The sequence below is a fragment of the Pantoea sp. LMR881 genome (assembly GCF_027157825.1).
Classification (GTDB): domain Bacteria; phylum Pseudomonadota; class Gammaproteobacteria; order Enterobacterales; family Enterobacteriaceae; genus Pantoea; species Pantoea haifensis.
Genome location: NZ_JAPVOK010000002.1, coordinates 2222082 through 2244314 on the forward strand (window position 1 = coordinate 2222082; position 22233 = coordinate 2244314).

Genomic DNA, 22233 nt, shown 5'->3' on the forward strand with positions numbered 1-22233 from the left:
CAATCGTATAAAAGGATGTAATCATGAATGTCAGCCGAAGAAAGTTCTTCAAAATTTGTGCTGGCGGTATGGCAGGCACCACGGCAGCGGCGCTCGGCTTTATGCCTGAGACGGCGCTTGCGCAATCGCGGCAGTATAAGCTGTTGCGCGCACGCGAAACCCGTAATACCTGTACTTACTGTTCAGTAGGCTGCGGGCTGTTAATGTACAGCCTCGGCGACGGTGCAAAAAATGTTAAAGAAACCATTTTCCACATTGAGGGCGATCCCGATCATCCGGTAAGCCGCGGTGCGCTCTGTCCAAAAGGAGCCGGACTGCTCGATTTTGTCCACAGCGACAGCCGACTGAAATACCCGGAATATCGCGCGCCAGGTTCAGATAAATGGCAACGCATTAGCTGGGACGAGGCCTTCACCCGTATCGCCAGATTAATGAAAGCGGATCGTGACGCCAACTTCGAAGCGCAAAATGATGCGGGCGTGACGGTTAATCGCTGGCTGACAACCGGCATGCTGTGCGCATCGGCATCCAGTAACGAAACTGGCTATTTAACTCAAAAGATGGCCCGATCGCTGGGTATGTTAGCGGTCGACAACCAGGCGCGCGTTTGACACGGACCAACGGTAGCAAGTCTTGCTCCAACATTTGGTCGCGGTGCGATGACCAACCACTGGGTCGACATCCGTAACGCCAATCTGGTCGTGGTGATGGGTGGAAACGCTGCTGAAGCGCATCCGGTCGGTTTCCGCTGGGCAATAGAAGCCAAAATTCATAACAATGCCAAAATTATTGTTATCGATCCGCGTTTTACACGTACCGCATCGGTAGCCGATTTCTATACGCCGATTCGCTCAGGCACTGACATTGCTTTCCTGTCGGGTGTCTTGCTGTGGCTGATCACCCATAACAAAATCAACCGTGAATATACCGAAGCGTACACCAATGCCAGCCTGATCGTGCGCGACGATTTTTCGTTTGATGCAGGCCTGTTCAGCGGTTACGACGAGACAACACGTCAGTATGATAAAACCAGCTGGCACTATGAGCTGGATGCAGAGGGCTTCGCCAGACGCGACGTCACCCTGACCCATCCGCGCTGTGTGTGGAATTTACTCAGGCAGCACCTCAGCCGTTATACACCTGACATGGTTGAACGTATCTGCGGCACGCCACAGGCTGACTTCCTGCAAGTGTGTGAGCTGTTAGGGGAAACCAGCGCCCACGATCGTACCGCATCGTTCCTTTATGCGCTGGGCTGGACGCAACACTCCGTGGGTGCGCAGAACATCCGGACTATGGCCATGATCCAGCTACTGTTAGGCAACATGGGCATGGCGGGCGGTGGCATTAACGCATTGCGTGGTCACTCCAATATTCAGGGCCTGACCGATCTCGGTTTGCTGTCGCAAAGTTTGCCGGGTTATTTGACCTTGCCGTCAGATAAGCAGACCGATCTGCAAAGCTATCTCAGCGCCAACACTCCCAAAGCCATGCTGCCAGGCCAGGTAAATTACTGGAGCAACTACCCTAAATTCTTTGTCAGCCTGATGAAGGCATTTTTTGGCGATCACGCCCGGCAAGAAAATAACTGGGGTTTTGACTGGCTACCGAAGTGGGATAAAGGCTACGACGTGTTGCAATACTTCGAGCTGATGGCGCAAGGCAAAGTGAATGGTTATATCTGTCAGGGCTTTAACCCGCTGGCCTCCTTCCCTGACAAGCGCAAAATTACCCAATCGCTGTCGAAGCTGAAATATTTGATAACCATCGATCCGCTGAATACCGAAACCGCCACCTTTTGGCAGAACCACGGTGAATACAATGAGGTGGATACCGCTGCGATTCAAACCGAAGTTTTCCGTCTGCCCTCAACCTGTTTCGCTGAGGAAGCAGGCTCAATCGTCAACTCCGCCCGCTGGATGCAGTGGCACTGGAAAGCTCAGGATGCACCGGGCGAAGCGGTGAATGATGGCGAAATTCTTGCCGGTATTTATCTGCGGCTGCGTGAGATGTATGCGCGTGAAGGCGGCGCTGTACCGGAACCGGTACTGAACATGACATGGAACTATCTGACGCCAGACAATCCGGCTTCAGAAGAGGTTGCGAAAGAAAGCAACGGTAAAGCATTAACGGATATTTTCGATAGCAAAGGCACGCTGCTTGCGAAGAAAGGCCAGCAGCTCAGTACATTTGCCCATCTGAAGGATGACGGTTCGACCAGCAGCGGCTGTTGGATTTTCGCCGGTAGCTGGACGCCAGAAGGTAATCAAATGGCGCGCCGCGATAACAGCGATCCGTCTGGTCTGGGTAATACGCTGAACTGGAGTTGGGCATGGCCGCTGAATCGCCGCATTCTTTACAACCGCGCTTCGGCAGATCCACAAGGCAAACCGTGGGATGCAAAACGGCAGTTAGTGCAATGGGACGGCAGTAAATGGACTGGTCAGGACGTTGCCGATTACAGCAACGCCGCGCCAGGCAGCGACGCAGGGCCGTTTATCATGCAGCCTGAAGGGCTTGGACGGCTATTTGCGCTCAACAAAATGGCTGAAGGTCCGTTCCCGGAACATTACGAGCCTTTTGAGACCCCTATTGGCACCAATCCGCTGCATCCTGATGTGGTATCAAACCCGGCTGCACGCTTGTTCAAAAACGATCGCGACAGTCTGGGCCACGCTGATGCGTTCCCTTACGTTGGCACCACCTATCGCCTGACTGAACATTTCCACTACTGGACCAAACATGCACGGTTAAATGCTATCGCTCAGCCTGAGCAATTTGTCGAAATTGGCGAAACGCTGGCCGTTAAGCTGGGCATCGTTCAGGGCGACACCGTGAAAGTCAGTTCCAGCCGCGGCTATATCAAAGCCAAAGCCGTGGTGACCAGGCGTATTCGCTCGCTGACGGTGGAGGGCAAAACCGTCGATACCGTGGGTATTCCGATTCACTGGGGCTTTCAGGGCCTGGCAAAAAAGGTTTCCTCGCTAACACCCTGACGCCCTTCGTCGGTGATGCCAATACGCAAACGCCTGAGTTCAAAGCGTTTCTCGTGAATGTCGAAAAGGTTTAAGGAGAACGAAAATGGCTTATCAATCACAAGACATTATCCGTCGCTCTGCAACCAACGGATTGACCCCACCGCCCCAGGGGCGCAATCATCAGCAGGAGGTGGCGAAGCTCATTGATGTCACCACCTGCATTGGTTGCAAAGCCTGTCAGGTTGCCTGTTCGGAGTGGAACGACATTCGCGATGAAATCGGGCATAACGTCGGGGTTTACGACAATCCCGCCGATTTAACCGCAAAATCCTGGACAGTGATGCGCTTTTCAGAAGTGGAAGAGAACGGCAAGCTGGCGTGGCTGATTCGCAAAGATGGCTGTATGCACTGCGCCGATCCTGGCTGTCTGAAAGCCTGTCCGGCGGAGGGTGCCATTGTTCAGTATGCCAATGGCATCGTCGATTTTCAGTCTGAGCAGTGTATCGGTTGCGGCTACTGCATTGCCGGTTGCCCGTTCAATGTGCCACGCCTTAACCAGGAAGACAGCCGCGCCTATAAATACACGCTGTGCGTTGATCGCGTCAATGTCGGACAGGAGCCGGCTTGCGTAAAAACCTGCCCAACCGGCGCGATTCACTTCGGCAGTAAGGTACAGATGCAATCGCTGGCAGGCGAGCGTGTCGCCGAGCTACAAACGCGCGGCTACATCAATGCAGGCCTGTACGATCCGGCTGGCGTGGGCGGCACGCACGTCATGTACGTATTGCACCACGCCAACAAACCGCAGCTCTATCATGGTTTGCCCGATAATCCAGGCATTAGCCCGACCGTCACGTTCTGGAAAGGCATCTGGAAACCACTGGCGGCAGCAGGCTTTGCCGCGACGTTTGCCGCAGCCGTGTTTCACTATATCGGCGTTGGGCCTAATCGTGTTGAAGATGAAGAAGATGATGATCACTTTCAGGAGCGCAAATCATGAAAAAACACGATCGCTTTGTGCGCTATACCGCACCCGAACGCATTAATCACTGGATCGTCGCGTTTTGCTTTGTGCTGGCCTCGTTAAGCGGGTTAGGCTTCTTCTTCCCGTCGTTCAACGGATTGATGCATGTATTAGGTACGCCACAACTGGCGCGCATCCTGCATCCGTTTGTTGGCGTGGTAATGTTTGCTGCGTTCATGCTGATGTTTTTACGCTACTGGAAACACAATCTGATCGGTCAACAGGATTGGGTTTGGGCGAAAAACTTTCACAAAATCGTGCAAAACCACGAAGTCGGCGACAGTGGCAAATATAACTTTGGTCAGAAGTGTGTGTTCTGGGCTGCTATCATCAGCTTAATCCTGCTGCTCATCAGCGGTATTGTCATCTGGCGTCCTTACTTTGCAGGCGCGTTTGACATTCCGCTGATTCGCCTGGCGTTGGTAGTGCATTCTGTGTCGGCAACGGCGCTAATTATCGTCATTATGGTGCACATTTATGCCGCGTTATGGGTCAAGGGCACGCTTACCGCGATGGTTGAAGGTTGGGTAACATCTGCCTGGGCGAAGAAACACCATCCTCGCTGGTATCGTGAGCAGCGTCATCGGCCAACACAACAGGAAAAACGCCCCAGATGAGTATTCGCATTATCCCGCAAGAACAGCTGGAGAAGAGCGATAAATCAACGGTGGAGATGATTCCGCCGTTACTTTTCCCACGGCTGAAAAACCTATACAGCCGTCGCGCCGCGCGTTTGCGTGACCTGGCGGCAAAAAATCCCCTCGGCGATTATCTGCGCTTTGCCGCCGTTATTGCTCAGGCGCAGGAAATTGTGCTGTATGACCATCCGCTGCACATGGATCTTTATGCGCGCCTGGTGCAGAGCGCCAGCGAGGGTAAACCCCCACTTGATATTCACACCCTGCCGCGTGATATGCACTGGCATCGTTTACTGCATTCATTGATTGCTGAACTTAAACCAGAAATGAGTGGCCAGGCGCTGGCAGTGCTGGAAAACCTGGAGAAAGCCTCTGCAATGGAGCTGGAAACGCTGGCCAGCGCGCTGTTTGCGGGTGAGTTTGCCAAAGTCAGCAGCGACAAAGCGCCGTTTATCTGGGCGGCACTGTCGATCTACTGGGCGCAAATGGCTGCACTGATCCCCGGCAAAGCACGCGCCGAATATGGCGAGCAACGCCAGTTTTGCCCGGTGTGCGCCAGCATGCCGGTTGCCAGCGTAGTGCATATGGGCCACAACGACGGTGCGCGCTACCTGCACTGCAACTTGTGCGAAAGTGAATGGTATGTCGTGCGCAGCAAATGTACTAATTGCGAGCAAACCCGCGATCTGCATTACTGGTCATTAGAAAATGAACACGCTGCGGTGAAGGCGGAAAGCTGTGGCGATTGCGGCACCTACCTCAAGATGCTGTATCAGGAAAAGAATCCCGCACTGGAGCCAGTGGCAGACGATCTCGCCTCGCTGGTGCTGGATGCCCGCATGGAGCAGGAAGGTTTTGCCCGCAGCAGTCTCAACCCCTTTTTATTTCCTGGCGAATCGTAGTTAACGTTTAACGGAGACCTTCAATGAAACTGATTGGCAGTTATACCAGCCCGTTTGTGCGTAAGATTTCCATTATCATGCTGGAAAAAGGCATTATTTTTGAGTTCATTAACGCCTCGCCATACAGCGAAGAGAGCCAGGTTCCTCACTATAATCCGTTAGGAAAAGTCCCTGCGCTGGTGGCTGATAATGAGCAAGTTTGGTTCGATTCCGCCATCATTGCCGAGTTTCTGGCGCTACGCGATAACGCGCCAGCGTTGCTGCCCGGCGACCCGCTTGAATCACTGCAAGTTCGTCAGATAGAAAAGCTGGCTGATGGCATCAGTGATTCTGCGCTGGTGATTGTGCGTGAACAGATGCGCCCTGGCGATCAGCAATCTGAAGAAGTGCTGCTACGTAATCGTGAAAAAATACAGCGTGGTCTGGATATGCTGGAAAAACTGGCCGCCGAGGGAAAATGGCTCAACGCCGGACAGCTCAATCTGGCCACTATCGCCACCGGCTGCATGATTGGCTACCTTAACTTTCGCCGCGTCGTGCCAAACTGGTGCGTAGAACGCCCGGCGCTGGTCAGGCTGGCAGAAACGCTGTTTCAGCGTGAAAGTTTTGCCCGCACTACGCCACCGACAGCCTGATAAGTGAGGCATACCCTGTTCAGCCAGCTTCCCGCCATTGATAGCCTGCTTCGTGCTCCGGCGTTGCAGGCATTGTTAAACCACTCAGGATCGATATTCGTTACGACTTTACTGCGCGAAATGCAGCACGAGGCGCGCCAGCACATTCAGCAGCAGCAAAACTGCCAGCGTGGCACAACGACTGGTGCACCGAAGCCCAGCGTCGTGCCGGCATGCGTGAAGCGAGCGCACTTAAACCGGTGTTTAATCTTACCGGCACGGTATTGCATACCAATTTAGGACGCGCACAGCTTTGTGATGCAGCAATCGAAGCCGTAACGCAAACGATGCGCCAGCCTGTTACGCTGGAATATGCGCTGGATGAGGCCGGACGCGGACACCGCGATCGGGCACTGGCTCAATTATTGTGTGAACTGACTGGCGCAGAAGATGCCTGTATTGTGAATAACAACGCAGCGGCGGTGCTGCTGATGCTTGCCGCGTTAGCCTCCGGTAAAGGTGTTATCGTTTCCCGTGGCGAGCTGGTGGAGATTGGCGGCGCGTTTCGTATTCCTGATGTGATGCGTCAGGCGGGCTGTCAGTTGATTGAAGTTGGCACCACTAATCGCACTCATTTAGCAGATTATCGTCACGCAATCACCGATGATTGCAGCCTGTTGATGAAGGTCCACACCAGTAATTATCAAATCCAGGGCTTTACCCATGCGGTGGATGAAGCTGAATTAGTTGCACTTGCCAAAGAGCACGCACTGCCGCTGATTACCGATCTGGGCAGCGGCTCGTTAATTGATCTGGCGGAGCAGGGTTTACCTGCCGAGCCGATGCCGCAATCACTTATCGCCGCCGGTGTCGATTTGGTGAGTTTTTCGGGTGATAAACTGCTGGGCGGCCCACAGGCCGGCATTATTATCGGTAAAAAAGCGTTAATTGATCGGTTACAGCAGCACCCGCTCAAACGTGCATTGCGTGTCGATAAGATGACGCTGGCAGCACTAGAGGCCACGCTCAAACTCTATCGCCATCCTGAACGGCTGGGTGATAACTTGCCAACGCTGCGCCAGCTCACGCGCAAAGCACATGACATCTTACAACAGGCGGAACGACTTATGCCTGCGCTGGAAACAGCCTATGGAGACGATTTTCTCGTTGAAACAGCCGCCTGCTCCTCGCAAATCGGCAGTGGTTCGCTTCCTGTTGAACGCTTGCCCAGCTTTGCCGTGACCTTTACGCCACGTGATGGCCGTGGCAGCAGCTTAAACAGTCTGGCCCAACGCTGGCGGCAGTTGCCGCGCCCGGTGATCGGACGCCTGCAAGAGGGCAAGCTGTGGCTCGATCTGCGCTGCCTTGACGATGAATCGCAGTTCATTCGGATGCTGGTGCCATGATTATCGCCACCGCAGGTCATGTCGATCACGGTAAAACCTCGCTGCTACAGGTTATCACCGGGGTCGATGCCGATCGTCTGCCAGAAGAAAAGCGACGTGGCATGACCATCGACCTCGGCTACGCTTACTGGCCGCTGGATGAGAGACGCACGCTGGGCTTTATTGACGTTCCGGGCCATGAGAAATTTCTCGCCAATATGCTGGCGGGCATTGGTGGTATTCAACACGCTTTGCTGGTTGTCGCCTGTGATGATGGTGTCATGCCACAGACGCTTGAGCACCTGCAATTGCTGAAACTTACCGGCCTGCCATCGCTGACGGTGGCACTGACGAAAGCCGATCGCGTTGATAAGGCGCGCATGAGTGAAGTTGAGCAACAGGTACGCGAACTTACGGCGCAATTCAGCTGGAATGACCTGCCGCTGTTCGTCACCAGCAGTTCCACTCAGCAAGGCATTGACGCGCTGCGCCAGCATCTCAGTCAGTTACGCGAGTCGCCCGGTGATACGCGACGCCGCTTTCGGCTGGCTATTGATCGTGCCTTTACGCTGAAAGGAACAGGTTTAGTCGTCACCGGCACGGCGCTGGCTGGAAAGGTTGAAGTGGGGCAAACACTCTGGCTGACCGGAGCCAGTCAACCGGTGCGCGTGCGGGCGCTGCATGCCCAAAATCAACCTGTGACGCAGGCGCAAGCCGGTGAGCGCATTGCGTTGAATCTGGCTGGCGCTGTTGAAAAAGCACAGATTGAGCGTGGCAACTGGCTGCTGGCCGAGCCACAAGCAGAAGGGTTTTCTCGTCTGGTGGTAGAAATCGATTTGCTGCAACCGCTCAGGCAGCCAACGCAGGCAGTACACCTTTATCATGCCGCCAGTCATGTTACCGGTCGCCTGACGCAGCTTTCCGATCGCCTCTCCGAGCTGGTTTTAATGACGCCGCTCTGGCTGGCTGAGAATGATCGCATCATCATACGTGATAACAGCGCGCAGCAAACGCTGGGCAGCGCCAGAGTGATTCTGCTTCACGGGAAAAAGCGTGGTAAACGTCAGTCAGATTATCTGGCCTGGCTGGAGGCTCTGGCTGACGCACAGGACGATCGGCAAAGCATTGAACAACACCTGATCCAGCAACCCGGCGATATGGCAGCATTGACCTGGGCTCGCCAGCTCACCCCAGAGGCTATGTCTGAACTGCTCAGCAGGCTCAATCCGGTATCGCTGGGCGGTTTGCTCACCACTGAACAGCAAGCCGGGCAATGGCAGTCAACGATACTATCGGCACTGGCACATTTTCATCAATATCACCAGGAGCAACCCGGCATTGGGCGCGATCGGCTGCGCCGTATGGCGTTGCCGGGTTTGCCCGCCGGGATGATTTATGCGCTGATTGACCGCATGCTGGCGCAAGGATTGATTAACCACCGCCAGGGCTGGTTGCATCTGCCTGACTTCGAGCCGCGTTTTACCGCCAGCGAAGCACTGCTTTGGCAACAGACGGAACCACTGTTTCTCGACCAGCCGCTATGGGTGCGTGATATTGCCCAGGCACTGACGCAGGATGAAACCGCAATACGCGATCTGCTGCTCACCGCTGCGCGCCTGGGCCACATTACGGCGATCGTGCGCGATCGCTACTATCGCAGCGACCAGATCCTGATCTTCGCCGATCTGATACGCCAGCATGACGCGCAAGGCATCAGCACCACGACTGCCGATTTTCGTAGTCAGCTTGGTGTCGGGCGTAAAGTCGCCGTGCAAATCCTGGAGTTTTTTGATCGCAGTGGCTTTACCCGCCGTCGAGGCAATGAACATCTATTGCGCGACGCGCAGTTATTCCAGTTGCCCTGATTTCTCGCACCATCTCACCTTTATCACTGTAATCGGGCTGCAACGCACTTACCCCTTTACCCAAAGCTGGGCAGCGTATGGCTCGTACTATGACAATCGATCTGGGTAATGATTTAAGGGAGTTTGTTGAATCTCTGGTTGGATCAGGCGACTACCGAACACAAAGCGACGTGGTGCGGGATTCATTACGTTTGCTGCGCGAAAAGCATGTTGCCCCACAACCAGAAAATCTTAAGGCACTTTTGAAAGCGGGATTAGAAAGTGGCGAGCCCGAAGAATGGGACAGGGAAGCTTTTTTGAAAATGGTTAACAGGGCAGGCATGCATGATAAGGAAAATGAAGCTCTATCCCAAAGCAAAAAATGATCTCATCTCGATTTGGTTTTATGGCTTAAATAATTTTAGATTGCGGCAAGCAGACGATTACAACGCGATGCTTCATCAGATGTTCATTAAACTCACCAGATTTAATTCAGGCCATCGCCGTCATGAAACTGGGCAGAATTTTATTTCGTGCCATGCGGAAGCCACATCATTTTTTATCTACGCGATACTCACATTATTAGCATCGTTCGTGTAATTCATCACTTTCAAGATTATCGGTTCAGATTAAAACCCGTCTGAAACAGGCAAAAAAATGGGACGAATTTCTTCGCCCCTTTTTACACTCCATCAAAATCACTTACTGCAGCAATGAGATATCCGCAACCTGCAAGAACAGCTCGCGCAGTTTTGCCAGCAGCGTTAAGCGGTTAACCCGCACAGCCGGATCTTCAGCGTTGACCATTACTTTGTCGAAGAAGTTATCTACCGCTTCACGTAGCTGCGCCAGTTCAATCAGCGCATCCTGATAGCGGCCTTCAGCAAAGAAAGGTTGAAGCTTGCTGCTTAAAGCCGTCACGAAGGTTGCCAGCTGGATCTCTTCGTTCTCTTTCAACAGCGAAGCCTGCACGCTGTCGTTCAGCGTTTCTGTCGATTTTGCCAGAATGTTAGAGACACGCTTGTTTGCTGCTGCCAGCGCAGCCGCTGCCTCCAGCGTACGGAAATGCGATACGGCTTTCATACGCGCATCGAAATCGGCCGGACGGGTTGGACGACGCGCCAGCACTGCCTGCAGCGTATCAATACTGTGGCCTTCTTCCTGATACCAGCTACGGAAACGGCCCAGCATAAAGTCGATCACATCATCAACGACCTTCGCGTTGCTCAGTTTGCTGCCGTACAAGCGTACAGCTTCTTCTGTTAGCGTTTGCAGATCGAGCGGCAGGTTTTTCTCAACGATAATACGCAGTACGCCTAGCGCCGCACGACGCAGAGCGAACGGGTCTTTATCGCCTTTCGGATGCTGACCAATACCAAAAATACCGGCTAAGGTATCCATTTTATCGGCGATAGCCAGCGCACATGCGACCGGGTTAGATGGCAGATCGTCACCGGCAAAACGCGGCTGATACTGCTCATTCAGCGCCACCGCCACATCTTCGGCTTCACCGTCATGACGCGCATAGTGCATGCCCATCACGCCCTGAGTGTCGGTGAACTCAAACACCATGTTGGTCATCAGGTCACATTTCGACAGCAAGCCCGCGCGCGTAGCGTGGTTTACGTCTGCGCCAGTCTGACCAGCAATCCAGCCTGCCAGCGCCTGAATGCGATCGGTTTTATCGCGTAACGTACCCAGCTCTTTCTGGAACAGCACGGTTTCGAGACGCGGCAGGTTATCTTCCAGACGCTTTTTACGATCGTTATTGAAGAAGAATTCGGCATCCGCCAGACGCGGACGAACCACTTTCTCGTTACCTGAAATAATCTGGCGCGGATCGCTGGACTCGATATTGGTGACAAAAATGAAGTTCGGCAGCAGGTTGCCGTCATTACCGTAAACCGGGAAGTACTTCTGATCGCCTTTCATGGTGTAAACCAGGGCTTCAGCCGGGACTTTGAGGAATTTCTCTTCAAAGGTCGCAGTCAGCACCACTGGCCACTCCACCAGCGAGGTCACTTCTTCCAGCAGGCTGTCGCTCAGGTCAGCATTGCCACCCAGTCGGCGTGCTGCCGCTTCGGCATCAGCCTTAATCATCGCTTTACGCGTCTGATAATCGGCGATGACTTTACCGCGCTTTTCCAGAACGTCCGGATACTGATCGGCGTTCTCAAGGATGATTTCATTCTCGCCCATGAAGCGGTGGCCACGAATGATGCGAGCAGATTCAACACCCAAAATGGTGCCCGGAATCAGTTCATCGCCCAACAACATGGTTACGGTATGCACTGGACGCACAAACTGTACGTCGCTTGCGCCCCAACGCATCAGTTTTGGCACCGGCAGTTTACTCAGCGCCGTGGCGATCATGCCAGGCAACAGCTTTTGTGCGGCTTCGCCTTTTACCTGCGCGCGGTAAACCAGCCATTCACCTTTGTCGGTACTCAGACGTTCAGCCTGATCAACAGTAATGCCATTACCGCGCGCCCAGCCTTCAGCAGCCTTGGTGGCGTTGCCTTCAGCATCAAAAGCGGCAGCAATAGCTGGCCCACGCTTTTCAACTTCGCGATCGGGCTGTGCGGCGCTCAGACTCGCGATTTTTAATGCCAGCCGACGCGGTGCAGCAAACCAGCTCACTTCACCGTGTGCCAGATTAGCCGCGTCCAGCTCAGCCGTTACCTGGGCAGCAAAAGCTTCTGCCAGGGTGCGTAGTGCTTTTGGTGGCAGCTCTTCGGTGCCAATTTCCACCAGGAAGGTTTTTTCTGTCATGGCTGCCTCTTACTTTTTGTTATTGCACATCGGGAAGCCCATTGCCTCGCGAGAGGCGTAGTAAGCTTCAGCCACGGCTTTGGTCAGGGTGCGAATGCGCAGAATATAGCGTTGGCGCTCGGTTACAGAGATCGCCTTGCGCGCATCCAGCAGGTTAAAACTGTGCGCTGCTTTAAGAATGCGCTCGTAAGCAGGCAGTGGCAGCGGTTTTTCCAGCGCCAGTAGCTGCTGAGCTTCCTTTTCATACTGCTCAAAGCAGGAGAACAGGAAATCGACGTCAGCGTATTCAAAGTTGTAAGTGGATTGCTCGACTTCGTTCTGGTGGAACACATCGCCGTAGGTGGTTTTACCCAGCGGACCGTCGCTCCACACCAAATCGTAGACGCTGTCGACGCTCTGAATGTACATCGCCAGACGCTCAAGACCGTAAGTGATCTCGCCAGTGACAGGCTTACATTCCAGACCGCCAACCTGCTGGAAATAGGTAAACTGCGTCACTTCCATGCCGTTGAGCCACACTTCCCAACCCAGGCCCCATGCGCCCAGCGTCGGGTTTTCCCAGTTGTCTTCAACGAAGCGAATATCATGTACTGTCGGGTCAATACCTAATTCTTTCAGCGACCCGAGATACAGCTCCTGAATGTTATCCGGGGATGGCTTAATCATCACCTGGAACTGGTAATAGTGCTGTAAACGGTTTGGGTTTTCACCGTAGCGCCCATCGGTCGGACGACGGGATGGCTGCACATAAGCGGTTGCAATCGGCTCCGGGCCTATTGCACGTAGGCAAGTCATTGGATGAGATGTGCCAGCGCCCACTTCCATGTCCAGCGGTTGAACGATGGTGCAGCCCTGACGCGCCCAGTAATCCTGCAAGGTCAGGATCAGGCCCTGAAAGGTCTTGGTATCAAACTTTTGCATGTTGAATTCGCACGCGATTCGGCTAGATGAAAAAAGAGTGCGTCAGTATACCCTTTGACCGCGCGATGTGCAGCCGGAAATCCTGTGCGGCCTGAGGGGCGATTTATACCGGATCGGTTCGCCCATCGTCTTCAAACCCTTCTGCCAGGCATTACAGAGGGATCCGAATCCTTAAGCCAGAGGTTGTCGGTGTGATGATGACTGTCTACCCTTCTTCGCACCAGAATCTGCGCAAGAGGACGCCATGCCACAAAAGATTTACTGGATCGATAATTTACGCGCGGTCGCCTGCATGATGGTGATTGTGATTCACACCACCACCTGGTACATCACCGGCCCGATGGCGGTGACGGGATGGCACTGGGATATGGCCAACATTTTGAACTCTGCGTCGCGCGTCTGCGTTCCGCTGTTTTTCATGATCTCGGGCTACTTGTTTTTTGGTGAGCGCAGCGCACAGCCACGCCATATGCAGCGACTGCTGCTGTGCTTAATTTTCTACAGTGCCGTGGCGCTGGCCTATATCACCTGGCTGACGCCTATCAGCGAAGGACGATCAATACTGAAGATGCTGCAAAAACCGGTGTTCTATCACTTATGGTTTTTCTTTGCGCTGATCGGCATCTATTTGCTGTCACCGCTTATCCAGGTGAGAGCGGTACAGGCGCGTTATGTTGCGTTGTTAGTGGCTGTGCTGGCGGTATTAGCCAATCCGAATACGGTCAGTCAGTCGCTTGGCCCATTCCATTGGCTGCCGGTGAATTTATATGTCAGTGGCAACAGTATTTATTATCTGCTGTATGCCTTGCTGGGTCGCGCTATTGGGTCGATGCAAACGGACCGGCGCTTTACCACGCCACTGGCTACGCTGTTGTTTATCGCCTGCGTAACGGGAATTGCGTTAGGGACGAAACAGGCGCTGAAGATTAACGGTGCGTTTAACGATACCTGGTATTTATACTGCGGCCCGTTGGTTTTTATTGCTGCTATTAGCCTGCTAATCGTGTTTAAAAATGTTTTAAATCAGCGCACGTTGCCGCTATTTGCCTTTATTTCACGCTATTCGCTGCCTGTTTATGGATTTCACGCCCTGTTTATCCATTTTTTGCGTACCCATCATTACGACAATATGGCACGCCCGCTACTGGATTTGCCGTGGGTGTTTGGCGTCACCCTCGGCGGCAGCCTGCTGTTAGCGATGGCGCTGAAGCGTGTTGATAAACATCACCTGGTCAGTTGATCATTCCAACGCTGGCGAGCGCGACGCAGCTGGCGTGCTGAGGAAAATCCTGCCGCCAGCGCCGCCTTTTCAGCAGCTTCACCCTGCTGCTGGCGCTGGCGCGCAATGCCGACGCGCAGTTGTTCATGATATTCCCGCACGCTAATGCCTAAATGCTGACGAAACAGTCGGGCCAGATGGCGGCTGCTGACATGGGCACGTGCGGCGAGTTCAGCCAGTGTCCAGGCATGTTCCGGATGGGCGATCATCGCATCCTGGGCGCGATGAATGGCAGGGTGAAGATGATTGCGATAGCGCAGCCACGGCGACAGTTGCGGATCATCGCCAGAACGGCGAAACCACACCACCATCTCGCGAGCGACTGCCAACGCACGTTGCGCGCCGCAAAGCCGGTTGATCAAATGCAAAGCGAGATCGATGCCTGCGGTAATACCGGCACTGGTCCAGATGTTGCCATCTTCAACAAACACGCGGTTATCTTTTACCCTCGCCTGCGGGGCAGCAGCTTTCATGCGATCTGATACATCGTGATGGGTAGTGCACTGAACACCGTTGAGCAATCCTGCCTGCGCTGCCAGCAGCGCGCCGGAGCAGACGCAGATCAGCATGAGATTTTGCGCCTGAATCACCGCCTGTTGCGTTTGCAGCCATTTGCGCGCCTGCTCCGCCTGCGGCGTGTCGTAGCAAATACGCGAATCATAAACGCCCGGCACCACCAGCAAACTTTCTGGCGGCAGCGTATCCGGTAAGGGTTCAATGTTGCCGATCGTCATGCCGGTGGAACAGACTACGCTCGGCTGTGGACCAATATAGCGCAGCGTAAAATGATCGCCCGCCAGCGCCAGTGATTCGGCGGGGCCGGTAAGATCCAACGCCATTACACCAGGCAAAGTTAAGAACCAGACGGTTTGCGGCATAGTTTTCCCTGCGTTGCGCAACGGGTGCGGCTCTCTTTTACACCAGATCCCAGCCGCGGGCGCGCCAGAGCGCGGGCAATTGCGCCATATCGTCGAAGCGGGTGACGAGCGGATGATCAAGTTCGGGATTATGCGCATCGGCACAGTAATAAAACACGGGAATGCCAGCCGCAATACCGGCCCGGGCGCCCGCTTCTGAATCATCCACCAGAATACAGTTTTCAATGGGCACCTGCATTTGCCCGGCGGCGTGATGCATCAGCTCTGGATCCGGCTTCCAGTGCTGGATGTCATAGCCGCTGTAGAGGTGATGTTCAAAATGCTTCAGCATGCCGGTTAAACCCAGCGAATGCTGCATCTTCTTCACCGTTCCGTTTGACACCACGCACATCGCGACTTTTATCTGTTCAACCAGTGCCTTTGCTCCAGGGACAGGCTTCAACTCTGCATCAAACAGCCGTGCCACTTCTGCACGATAAGCTGTTTCCACTTCATCCATCGGCAACGCCATATCGTGCGCCTCGCCCACCTCACGGATAATGTCGTACAGTTTGACACCTTTATATTTTTCAAACATTTCCTGCAGCGACAGGGCAATGTCGTAGCGGGCAAAGGTATTTACATAGGCTTGCGTACAGAGTAATTCGCTGTCTACCAGCGTGCCGTCGCAATCAAAAAACACACATTCTACCGACATTGGGCTTTATCCTTTGATTTGTGAGTACCTTCTCACTCTACCGTAATGGGCGCAGATTGCGAGACTGGCAATCGGTTGCGAAAAATCATTGTATTGCGTGGGTAAAGTCGCCAGGATACGCGCCGAAAGTTTTTCTTCTGGATGGATGAAATGAACAAACAAGGCCTTTTGCAGCGCGTATTCAAGCTGCAGGAACACGGCACGACGGTGCGCACCGAGGTGATCGCCGGCATTACCACTTTTCTGACCATGGTCTATATCGTCTTCGTCAATCCGCAGATTTTAGGCGTGGCGGGCATGGATACGCAGGCAGTGTTTGTGACGACCTGTTTGATTGCCGCACTCGGCAGTATTTTGATGGGATTAATTGCGAACCTGCCTGTGGCGCTGGCACCCGCAATGGGTCTGAACGCCTTTTTCGCTTTTGTGGTGGTCGGCGCGATGGGCTATTCATGGCAAATCGGTATGGGCGCGATTTTCTGGGGCGCCCTGGGCTTGCTGATCCTGACGCTGCTGCGTGTGCGTTACTGGATGATTGCCAATATTCCGCTCAGCCTGCGTGTGGGTATTACTGCTGGCATCGGCTTATTTATCGCCATGATGGGCCTGAAGAACGCCGGTATTATTGTCCCCAATCCCGATACGCTGGTCACAGTGGGTAATTTGACCTCACACAGCGTACTGCTCGGTGCGCTCGGCTTTTTTATCATTGCTATTTTGGCATCGCGTAATATTCATGCTGCCGTGCTGATTTCCATGGTGGTAACAACGGCGATTGGCTGGATGCTGGGCGACGTTAAGTTTGTCGGCCTGTTCTCTGCGCCGCCCTCCATCAGTACTGTTGTCGGGCAGGTTGATATCAGGGGCGCCTTTAATATTGGGATGGCGGGCATCATTTTCTCCTTTATGTTGGTGAACCTGTTTGACTCCTCCGGCACGCTGATTGGCGTCACGGATAAAGCCGGGCTGACCGATGAGAAAGGCACTTTCCCGCGCATGAAACAGGCACTCTATGTTGATAGCGTGAGCTCGGTAAGCGGCGCTCTGATCGGCACCTCATCGGTAACGGCTTATATTGAAAGCACCTCAGGGGTGGCGATTGGCGGGCGTACCGGACTAATGGCTGTGGTGACCGGCATCCTGTTTTTACTGGTGATGTTCCTGTCACCTTTGGCGTCAATGGTGCCTGGCTATGCGGCTGCGGGGGCGTTGATTTATGTCGGTGTATTGATGACTGCCAGCCTGTCGCGCGTGCGTTGGGATGATCTGACAGAAGCGGTGCCAGCCTTTGTCACCGCAGCGATGATGCCGTTCAGCTTCTCTATTACCGAAGGCATTGCGCTGGGTTTCATTGCTTACTGCGTAATGAAACTGGGCACGGGCCGCTGGCGTGAAATCAGCCCGTGTGTGGTTATTGTGGCGCTGCTGTTTGTACTGAAAATTGTCTTTGTCGACGCACATTAACGTAAAAGGCCGCAATTGCGGCCTTTTTATATCTCAGTCTGCGCGCTTCGTTCGTTGGGTAAACTGGTCAGGCGCAACGCGCGTGGGCCGATGTTCGGTTTACTCATTTCCACTTCGCGCAGTGGCCGCCACTGAAGCGTGTTATCCATCTCCCACAAGTGCAGACGCTGCGTTGCCGACGATAACGCGCAGGCCCAGACCAGGGTTGGTTCTGCATCACACACCACCTGAACGTCGGGATAAAGCGTTGAACGCAAACGTCCTGCACCGGGTAATAACCGTAACGAATCCAGCCCGCTTTCACCCTCCCCGGTTAATTTGAGGATGCTCTGGCGCAACGTCCAGATTTGCGTCACCGCCTCCATAAAATCTTGCTGAGCGTTAATCCAGGCAATCTCACCAGAGGTAAATCCCTGCATAAGCTGTTCCTGCGTCTGACGACTGTGAGCACGCACAATTTCAATATCCAGCCCGGCACGCCCTCCCTCTTCAGCCAGCAGCACGCCAACCATATTTCCGGCATAGGCGATGCTGAAATCGGGCAGATTGCTGTCAGCAAACGCCGGGCGGCCATTGAATTTGGTAATCAAAGGAGGAAGCTCGTTGATGCCGTAAACGCGCAGCATAAGCTGCGCCAGCAGCGTACGTGCGGCGAGAAAGCGACCCCGACGCTTGTCAGCAAAGCGTTGCGCCGTGTTAAAAACATCCTGCGGAATCCGCATACCTTCTGGCGAAAAACCGGGATCGCCCGTCCAACGTACGAAATGACCAGCCATCTGTCGCTCCGTGAAAATGGTCAGATAATCATCAGGCGCATTGTAAGAATTTTCTGAGCTGATTGCATCCGGCATACCACAGAATGGTTAAAATTCAGAATAAGATGAAGTTTGTGACAGAGAGCTGAACGTTTGGGTTGTTGATGCGCCGCGACGTCTGTCGCGACGCTGATGCCATCAGGCGAAGGTGCTGGCCCGGTCAAAACCCAATCGAGGCAGGCGCGGATGCAGCTTATCAGGATTGCCGTAACCGAGGTTTATCAGCAAATTAACCTGCCATTTGCTGCCAGAGAAGAACGCATCATTAATTTTCGCAGGATCGAAACCGGACATGGGGCCAGCATCTAAACCCAAAGAACGCGCAGCGAGGATCAGATAGCCAGCCTGTAGGCTGCTGTTGCGAAACGCGGTCTCTTTTGCCAAATCCGGGCTGCTGGTAAACCAGCTACGCGCATCGCCATGAGGAAACAGCGTGGGCAATGCTTCATAAAATTCACTGTCCCAGGCCACAATGACCGTCACAGGGGCTGCCATGGTTTTTTCAAGATTGCCGGAAGAGAGTGCCGGTTTGAGCTTCTCTTTGCCTTCTGCGGAGGTGACAAAAACAAAGCGTCCCGGTGAACAGTTGGCAGACGTCGGGCCAAGGGCAGTGAGCGCGTAAAGCTGCTCAAGCAGCGAATTATCAATAGGCTTATCTTGCCAGTAACTGTAAGTGCGGGCCTGGTTGAACAGCGTGTCTAATGCAGCAGTATCGAGCGGAGTACTCATTCTGTATTCCTTATTAAACATAAAAATAAAGAAGCGATTACCACAAATGAAGGCGCGCCCCGGACAGGGCTTCAATGGTTATACTGCAATGCTTCAACACAGCCAAATAGCATTCAGGCAAGAATCACCCTAATGAAGAGTGAAAATCATCTGACCGGCGACAGGACGTTGCCGGTCAATAGGTGTTGTACGCTTATTTCCCAATACAAAAACTGGAGAAAATGCGTCCCAGTAAATCATCCGACGTGAACTCACCGGTAATTTCACTGAGCGCCTGCTGCGCAAGACGTAACTCTTCTGCCAGCAGTTCGCCTGCCCATGCGCCAAGCAGTTGCGCTTTACCCTGAAGTAAGTGAGTAGCTGCTAACTCCAGCGCCTGTAAATGACGGCGTCGCGCAAGGAATCCACCTTCCATGTTGCCTGCAAATCCCATGGTTTGTTTGAGATGTTCACGCAGCGCATCAACGCCTTCGCTGGTGCGCGCCGACAGGCGAATAAGTGAGTGACCGTTCACTTCTGTCAGACCTAACGCCTCACCCGTGACATCGGCTTTGTTACGTACCACCGTTATCGGCAACGCTTTGGGCAACCGCGCAACAAAATCGGGCCAAATAGCCGCAGCTTCGGTAGCATCGGTGGTCGTGCCATCCACCATAAACAGCACGCGATCGGCTTGCTCTATTTCATGCCAGGCGCGTTCAATACCGATGCGCTCAACCTCATCACTGGCTTCACGTAAACCTGCGGTATCAATGATATGCAGCGGCATACCATCAATGTGAATATGTTCGCGCAGTACGTCGCGCGTCGTACCCGCAATGTCAGTCACAATGGCCGCTTCCCGTCCCGCCAGTGCATTGAGCAGGCTCGATTTTCCAGCATTAGGCCGCCCGGCAATCACCACTTTCATGCCTTCACGCAGCAAACTTCCCTGACGCGCTTCAGCACGCACACCATCAAGGTCACTGATGACAGCATTAAGCTGCGCTTCGATTTTGCCGTCAGAAAGGAAATCAATTTCTTCATCAGGGAAATCGATCGCTGCTTCCACATAAATTCGCAGGTGAGTAAGTGCTTCCACAAGATGGTTAATACGGGTGGAAAATGCGCCCTGTAACGAGTTAACAGCTGAACGCGCCGCCTGTTCGGAACTCGCATCAATCAGATCGGCGATCGCTTCAGCCTGGGCTAAATCAAGCTTGTCATTCAGAAAGGCGCGTTCAGAGAACTCACCCGGCTGCGCAATACGCACGCCGGGCAGGGCAACAATACGCTTTAACAACAGATCAAGGATCACCGGGCCGCCGTGGCCCTGTAATTCCAGCACATCTTCACCGGTAAAAGAGTTAGGCCCCGGAAACCACAGCGCAATACCCTGATCCAGTACGCTGTTATCGGCATCTCTGAACGGCAAATAATCAGCGTAGCGCGGTTTAGGTAATTTGCCTAAAACCTGCTGCGCCACGTCGGCTGCACGTGCGCCGGAAATACGCAAAATACCCACACCGCCGCGTCCGGGCGGTGTAGCCTGGGCAACGATAGTATCGCTGTGGCTCATAAATTCTCTCTCACTACAAAAACAAAGGCGGTCGCAATGACCGCCTCAGGATAGACCTTTTTAATGCGGGATGTCTCCCGCAACGTCTTACGCTTTCTTCTTGTCGCGGCTGTGTAAGCCACGTTTTTCCAGGCCGCGATAAATCAGCTGCTGCTGGATGATGGTTACCAGGTTGCTGACGATGTAGTACAGCACCAGACCTGACGGGAACCACAGGAAGAACACGGTAAAGATAACTGGCATATAGGTCATGATCTTCTGCTGCATCGGATCGGTCACGGTGGTCGGTGACATCTTCTGAATGAAGAACATGGTGATGCCCATCAGAATCGGCAGAATGTAGTACGGGTCCTGCGCAGACAAGTCATGGATCCACAGCGCGAATGGCGCATGACGCAGTTCAACCGAGCCCATCAGCATATAGTAGAGGGCAAGGAAGATTGGCATCTGAATCAGCAATGGCAAACAGCCACCCAGCGGATTCACTTTCTCTGCCTTATACAGCGCCATCATTTCCTGGCTCATCTTCTGCTTGTCTTCACCCAGACGCTCACGCATTGCCTGGATTTTAGGCTGCAGCATACGCATTTTGGCCATCGAGGTGTACTGCGCTTTTGTCAGCGGGTACATGATGCCACGCACGATGAAGGTAATGACGATAATGGAGAAACCCCAGTTACCGATAAAGCTGTGCAGGAATTTCAACAGTTTGAACAGCGGCTGAGAGATAAACCACAGCCAGCCGTAATCTACGGTCAGATCCAGATGCGGCGCAACAGCAGCCATCTTATCCTGAATTTCCGGGCCCACCCACAGCGTAGCACCCAGATTCTGCTGGGAACCGGCGGCGATAGTAACCGGCGCAGATTTATAGCCGACGGCAGCAACGCCGTTACCCAGATTGCTGGTGTAAAGCGAGTTACTGCCTGCGGTGCGCGGTACCCAGGCGGTCGCAAAGTATTGCTGCAGCATCGCCACCCAACCATTGTTGGTGGTGATATTCAGGTTTTCGTTATCCGCGATGGTGTCGAATTTATACTTTTCGTATTTCTCATCGCTGGTGGAGTAAGCCGCACCACGGAATGTATGCAGCGCAAAGTTATTGCTGCCGGTATCACGGTGCTTGGGCAGATCAATGGTCTGCTTCAACTGGCCAAACAGAGCGACTTCCAGCGGCTGCTGCGTGGTGTTGTTAACGTTATAGTCAACATTAACGGCAAAATCGCCACGCTTGAAAACGAAGGTTTTGGTGTAAACCACACCGTTTTCCGCCGTGAAGGTCATCGGCACACGCAGTTCAGTCTGACCGTCAGCCAGTTCGAAGTGATCCTGCGAGGTGGTAAACAGCGGACGCGCACCATTGTTTGGGTTATCCGGACCGTTACGACCAGTTAAGCCACTCTGCGCCTGATAAACAAATCCAGGCGTAGTTTCGAGCAGCTGGAAAGGCTGATCGGAACCTAATTTGTCTGGGTAAGTCAGCAGCTGTGCTTGCTCAACATCACCACCGCGGGTGTTGATATTTAATGACAGGACATCGGTCTTAACGGTGATCGTTTTGCCCTGACCGCTGGCCGGCACACCCTGACTGGCGGCATCACCCACTGTGCTGTTGGTGTTTTGCGTGGTCTGGGTCTGCTGTGGCTGCGGAGCATGGTCCGTCTGCCAGGCTTGCCAGATCATGAAAGACACGAACAGAAAAGCGATGAGAAAGAGATTGCGTTGCGAATCCATC

16 protein-coding genes and 2 pseudogenes are annotated in these 22233 nt (G+C 53.6%); 10 read left to right on the plus strand and 8 right to left on the minus strand.

Annotation, left to right across the window (positions count from 1 at the left end):
* The first annotated feature begins 23 nt into the window (after window positions 1-23).
* The 8 genes and pseudogenes from fdnG (at window position 24) to O3W44_RS12265 (ending at window position 9771) form a co-directional block, all read left to right on the plus strand.
* A pseudogene (gene fdnG, locus O3W44_RS12230) lies at window positions 24-3070 on the plus strand (formate dehydrogenase-N subunit alpha).
* A gap of 11 nt (window positions 3071-3081) precedes the next feature.
* Window positions 3082-3978: a formate dehydrogenase subunit beta gene (gene fdxH / locus O3W44_RS12235; RefSeq protein WP_269293266.1), complete on the plus strand. Its 897-nt coding sequence runs from the start codon at window positions 3082-3084 to the stop codon at window positions 3976-3978.
* Window positions 3975-4619, plus strand: coding sequence for a formate dehydrogenase cytochrome b556 subunit (fdoI, locus tag O3W44_RS12240; RefSeq protein WP_269293267.1), 645 nt, complete (start codon window positions 3975-3977; stop codon window positions 4617-4619). The genes fdxH and fdoI overlap by 4 nt, the downstream gene beginning before the upstream one ends.
* Window positions 4616-5542, plus strand: coding sequence for a formate dehydrogenase accessory protein FdhE (gene fdhE / locus O3W44_RS12245; RefSeq protein ID WP_269293268.1), 927 nt, complete (start codon window positions 4616-4618; stop codon window positions 5540-5542). Before fdoI ends, fdhE begins: the two co-directional genes overlap by 4 nt.
* A gap of 23 nt (window positions 5543-5565) precedes the next feature.
* Window positions 5566-6177 (plus strand): glutathione S-transferase, encoded by a 612-nt coding sequence (locus O3W44_RS12250; RefSeq protein ID WP_269293269.1) that lies wholly within the window; start codon window positions 5566-5568, stop codon window positions 6175-6177.
* Window positions 6178-6180: 3 nt separating this feature from the next.
* Window positions 6181-7562, plus strand: a pseudogene (gene selA / locus O3W44_RS12255) (L-seryl-tRNA(Sec) selenium transferase).
* Window positions 7559-9406 (plus strand): selenocysteine-specific translation elongation factor, encoded by a 1848-nt coding sequence (selB, locus tag O3W44_RS12260; RefSeq protein ID WP_269293270.1) that lies wholly within the window; start codon window positions 7559-7561, stop codon window positions 9404-9406. The pseudogene selA and the gene selB overlap by 4 nt, the downstream one beginning before the upstream one ends.
* A 77-nt stretch (window positions 9407-9483) precedes the next feature.
* Window positions 9484-9771: a type II toxin-antitoxin system ParD family antitoxin gene (locus O3W44_RS12265; RefSeq protein ID WP_269293271.1), complete on the plus strand. Its 288-nt coding sequence runs from the start codon at window positions 9484-9486 to the stop codon at window positions 9769-9771.
* Window positions 9772-10087: 316 nt separating this feature from the next.
* Here O3W44_RS12265 and glyS read toward each other — a convergent pair whose 3' ends face one another.
* Window positions 10088-12157: a glycine--tRNA ligase subunit beta gene (gene glyS / locus O3W44_RS12270; RefSeq protein ID WP_269293272.1), complete on the minus strand. Its 2070-nt coding sequence runs from the start codon at window positions 12155-12157 to the stop codon at window positions 10088-10090.
* A 9-nt stretch (window positions 12158-12166) separates the two neighbouring features.
* Window positions 12167-13078 (minus strand): glycine--tRNA ligase subunit alpha, encoded by a 912-nt coding sequence (gene glyQ / locus O3W44_RS12275; protein ID WP_269293273.1) that lies wholly within the window; start codon window positions 13076-13078, stop codon window positions 12167-12169.
* Between the two features lie 244 nt (window positions 13079-13322).
* On the opposite strand from glyQ, the gene O3W44_RS12280 reads away from it, so the two are divergent.
* Window positions 13323-14318 (plus strand): acyltransferase, encoded by a 996-nt coding sequence (locus O3W44_RS12280; protein WP_269293274.1) that lies wholly within the window; start codon window positions 13323-13325, stop codon window positions 14316-14318.
* Here O3W44_RS12280 and O3W44_RS12285 read toward each other — a convergent pair.
* Both O3W44_RS12285 and yieH read right to left on the minus strand, forming a co-directional pair.
* Window positions 14303-15235, minus strand: coding sequence for a GlxA family transcriptional regulator (locus O3W44_RS12285; RefSeq protein ID WP_269293275.1), 933 nt, complete (start codon window positions 15233-15235; stop codon window positions 14303-14305). The genes O3W44_RS12280 and O3W44_RS12285 overlap by 16 nt on opposite strands.
* Before the next feature lie 37 nt (window positions 15236-15272).
* Complete coding sequence (gene yieH, locus O3W44_RS12290; protein WP_269293276.1) at window positions 15273-15932, minus strand: 6-phosphogluconate phosphatase; 660 nt, start codon at window positions 15930-15932, stop codon at window positions 15273-15275.
* A 150-nt stretch (window positions 15933-16082) separates the two neighbouring features.
* Here yieH and O3W44_RS12295 point away from each other — a divergent pair, with 150 nt between their 5' ends.
* Window positions 16083-17396 (plus strand): NCS2 family permease, encoded by a 1314-nt coding sequence (locus tag O3W44_RS12295; protein WP_269293277.1) that lies wholly within the window; start codon window positions 16083-16085, stop codon window positions 17394-17396.
* 26 nt (window positions 17397-17422) lie between these two features.
* Here the strand turns inward: O3W44_RS12295 and O3W44_RS12300 are convergent, their stop codons facing one another.
* The 4 genes from O3W44_RS12300 to yidC form a co-directional block, all read right to left on the minus strand.
* Window positions 17423-18172, minus strand: coding sequence for a 4'-phosphopantetheinyl transferase family protein (locus O3W44_RS12300; RefSeq protein WP_269293278.1), 750 nt, complete (start codon window positions 18170-18172; stop codon window positions 17423-17425).
* A gap of 177 nt (window positions 18173-18349) precedes the next feature.
* The gene (locus O3W44_RS12305; protein WP_269293279.1) at window positions 18350-18940 is read right to left on the minus strand and encodes a malonic semialdehyde reductase; all 591 of its coding nucleotides are present in this window, start codon (window positions 18938-18940) and stop codon (window positions 18350-18352) included.
* Between the two features lie 193 nt (window positions 18941-19133).
* Window positions 19134-20498: a tRNA uridine-5-carboxymethylaminomethyl(34) synthesis GTPase MnmE gene (mnmE, locus tag O3W44_RS12310; RefSeq protein WP_269293280.1), complete on the minus strand. Its 1365-nt coding sequence runs from the start codon at window positions 20496-20498 to the stop codon at window positions 19134-19136.
* Window positions 20499-20585: 87 nt separating this feature from the next.
* Complete coding sequence (gene yidC, locus O3W44_RS12315; protein ID WP_269293281.1) at window positions 20586-22232, minus strand: membrane protein insertase YidC; 1647 nt, start codon at window positions 22230-22232, stop codon at window positions 20586-20588.
* Window position 22233 lies beyond the last annotated feature (1 nt).

What these genes read in the sequence shown, in the direction of transcription:
- fdxH (WP_269293266.1), top strand. Translation starts at nt 3,082, where the DNA reads ATGGCTTATCAATCACAAGACATTATCCGTCGCTCTGCAACCAACGGA.
- fdoI (WP_269293267.1), top strand. Translation starts at nt 3,975, where the DNA reads ATGAAAAAACACGATCGCTTTGTGCGCTATACCGCACCCGAACGCATT.
- fdhE (WP_269293268.1), top strand. Translation starts at nt 4,616, where the DNA reads ATGAGTATTCGCATTATCCCGCAAGAACAGCTGGAGAAGAGCGATAAA.
- O3W44_RS12250 (WP_269293269.1), top strand. Translation starts at nt 5,566, where the DNA reads ATGAAACTGATTGGCAGTTATACCAGCCCGTTTGTGCGTAAGATTTCC.
- selB (WP_269293270.1), top strand. Translation starts at nt 7,559, where the DNA reads ATGATTATCGCCACCGCAGGTCATGTCGATCACGGTAAAACCTCGCTG.
- O3W44_RS12265 (WP_269293271.1), top strand. Translation starts at nt 9,484, where the DNA reads ATGGCTCGTACTATGACAATCGATCTGGGTAATGATTTAAGGGAGTTT.
- glyS (WP_269293272.1), bottom strand. Translation starts at nt 12,157, where the DNA reads ATGACAGAAAAAACCTTCCTGGTGGAAATTGGCACCGAAGAGCTGCCA.
- glyQ (WP_269293273.1), bottom strand. Translation starts at nt 13,078, where the DNA reads ATGCAAAAGTTTGATACCAAGACCTTTCAGGGCCTGATCCTGACCTTG.
- O3W44_RS12280 (WP_269293274.1), top strand. Translation starts at nt 13,323, where the DNA reads ATGCCACAAAAGATTTACTGGATCGATAATTTACGCGCGGTCGCCTGC.
- O3W44_RS12285 (WP_269293275.1), bottom strand. Translation starts at nt 15,235, where the DNA reads ATGCCGCAAACCGTCTGGTTCTTAACTTTGCCTGGTGTAATGGCGTTG.
- yieH (WP_269293276.1), bottom strand. Translation starts at nt 15,932, where the DNA reads ATGTCGGTAGAATGTGTGTTTTTTGATTGCGACGGCACGCTGGTAGAC.
- O3W44_RS12295 (WP_269293277.1), top strand. Translation starts at nt 16,083, where the DNA reads ATGAACAAACAAGGCCTTTTGCAGCGCGTATTCAAGCTGCAGGAACAC.
- O3W44_RS12300 (WP_269293278.1), bottom strand. Translation starts at nt 18,172, where the DNA reads ATGGCTGGTCATTTCGTACGTTGGACGGGCGATCCCGGTTTTTCGCCA.
- O3W44_RS12305 (WP_269293279.1), bottom strand. Translation starts at nt 18,940, where the DNA reads ATGAGTACTCCGCTCGATACTGCTGCATTAGACACGCTGTTCAACCAG.
- mnmE (WP_269293280.1), bottom strand. Translation starts at nt 20,498, where the DNA reads ATGAGCCACAGCGATACTATCGTTGCCCAGGCTACACCGCCCGGACGC.
- yidC (WP_269293281.1), bottom strand. Translation starts at nt 22,232, where the DNA reads ATGGATTCGCAACGCAATCTCTTTCTCATCGCTTTTCTGTTCGTGTCT.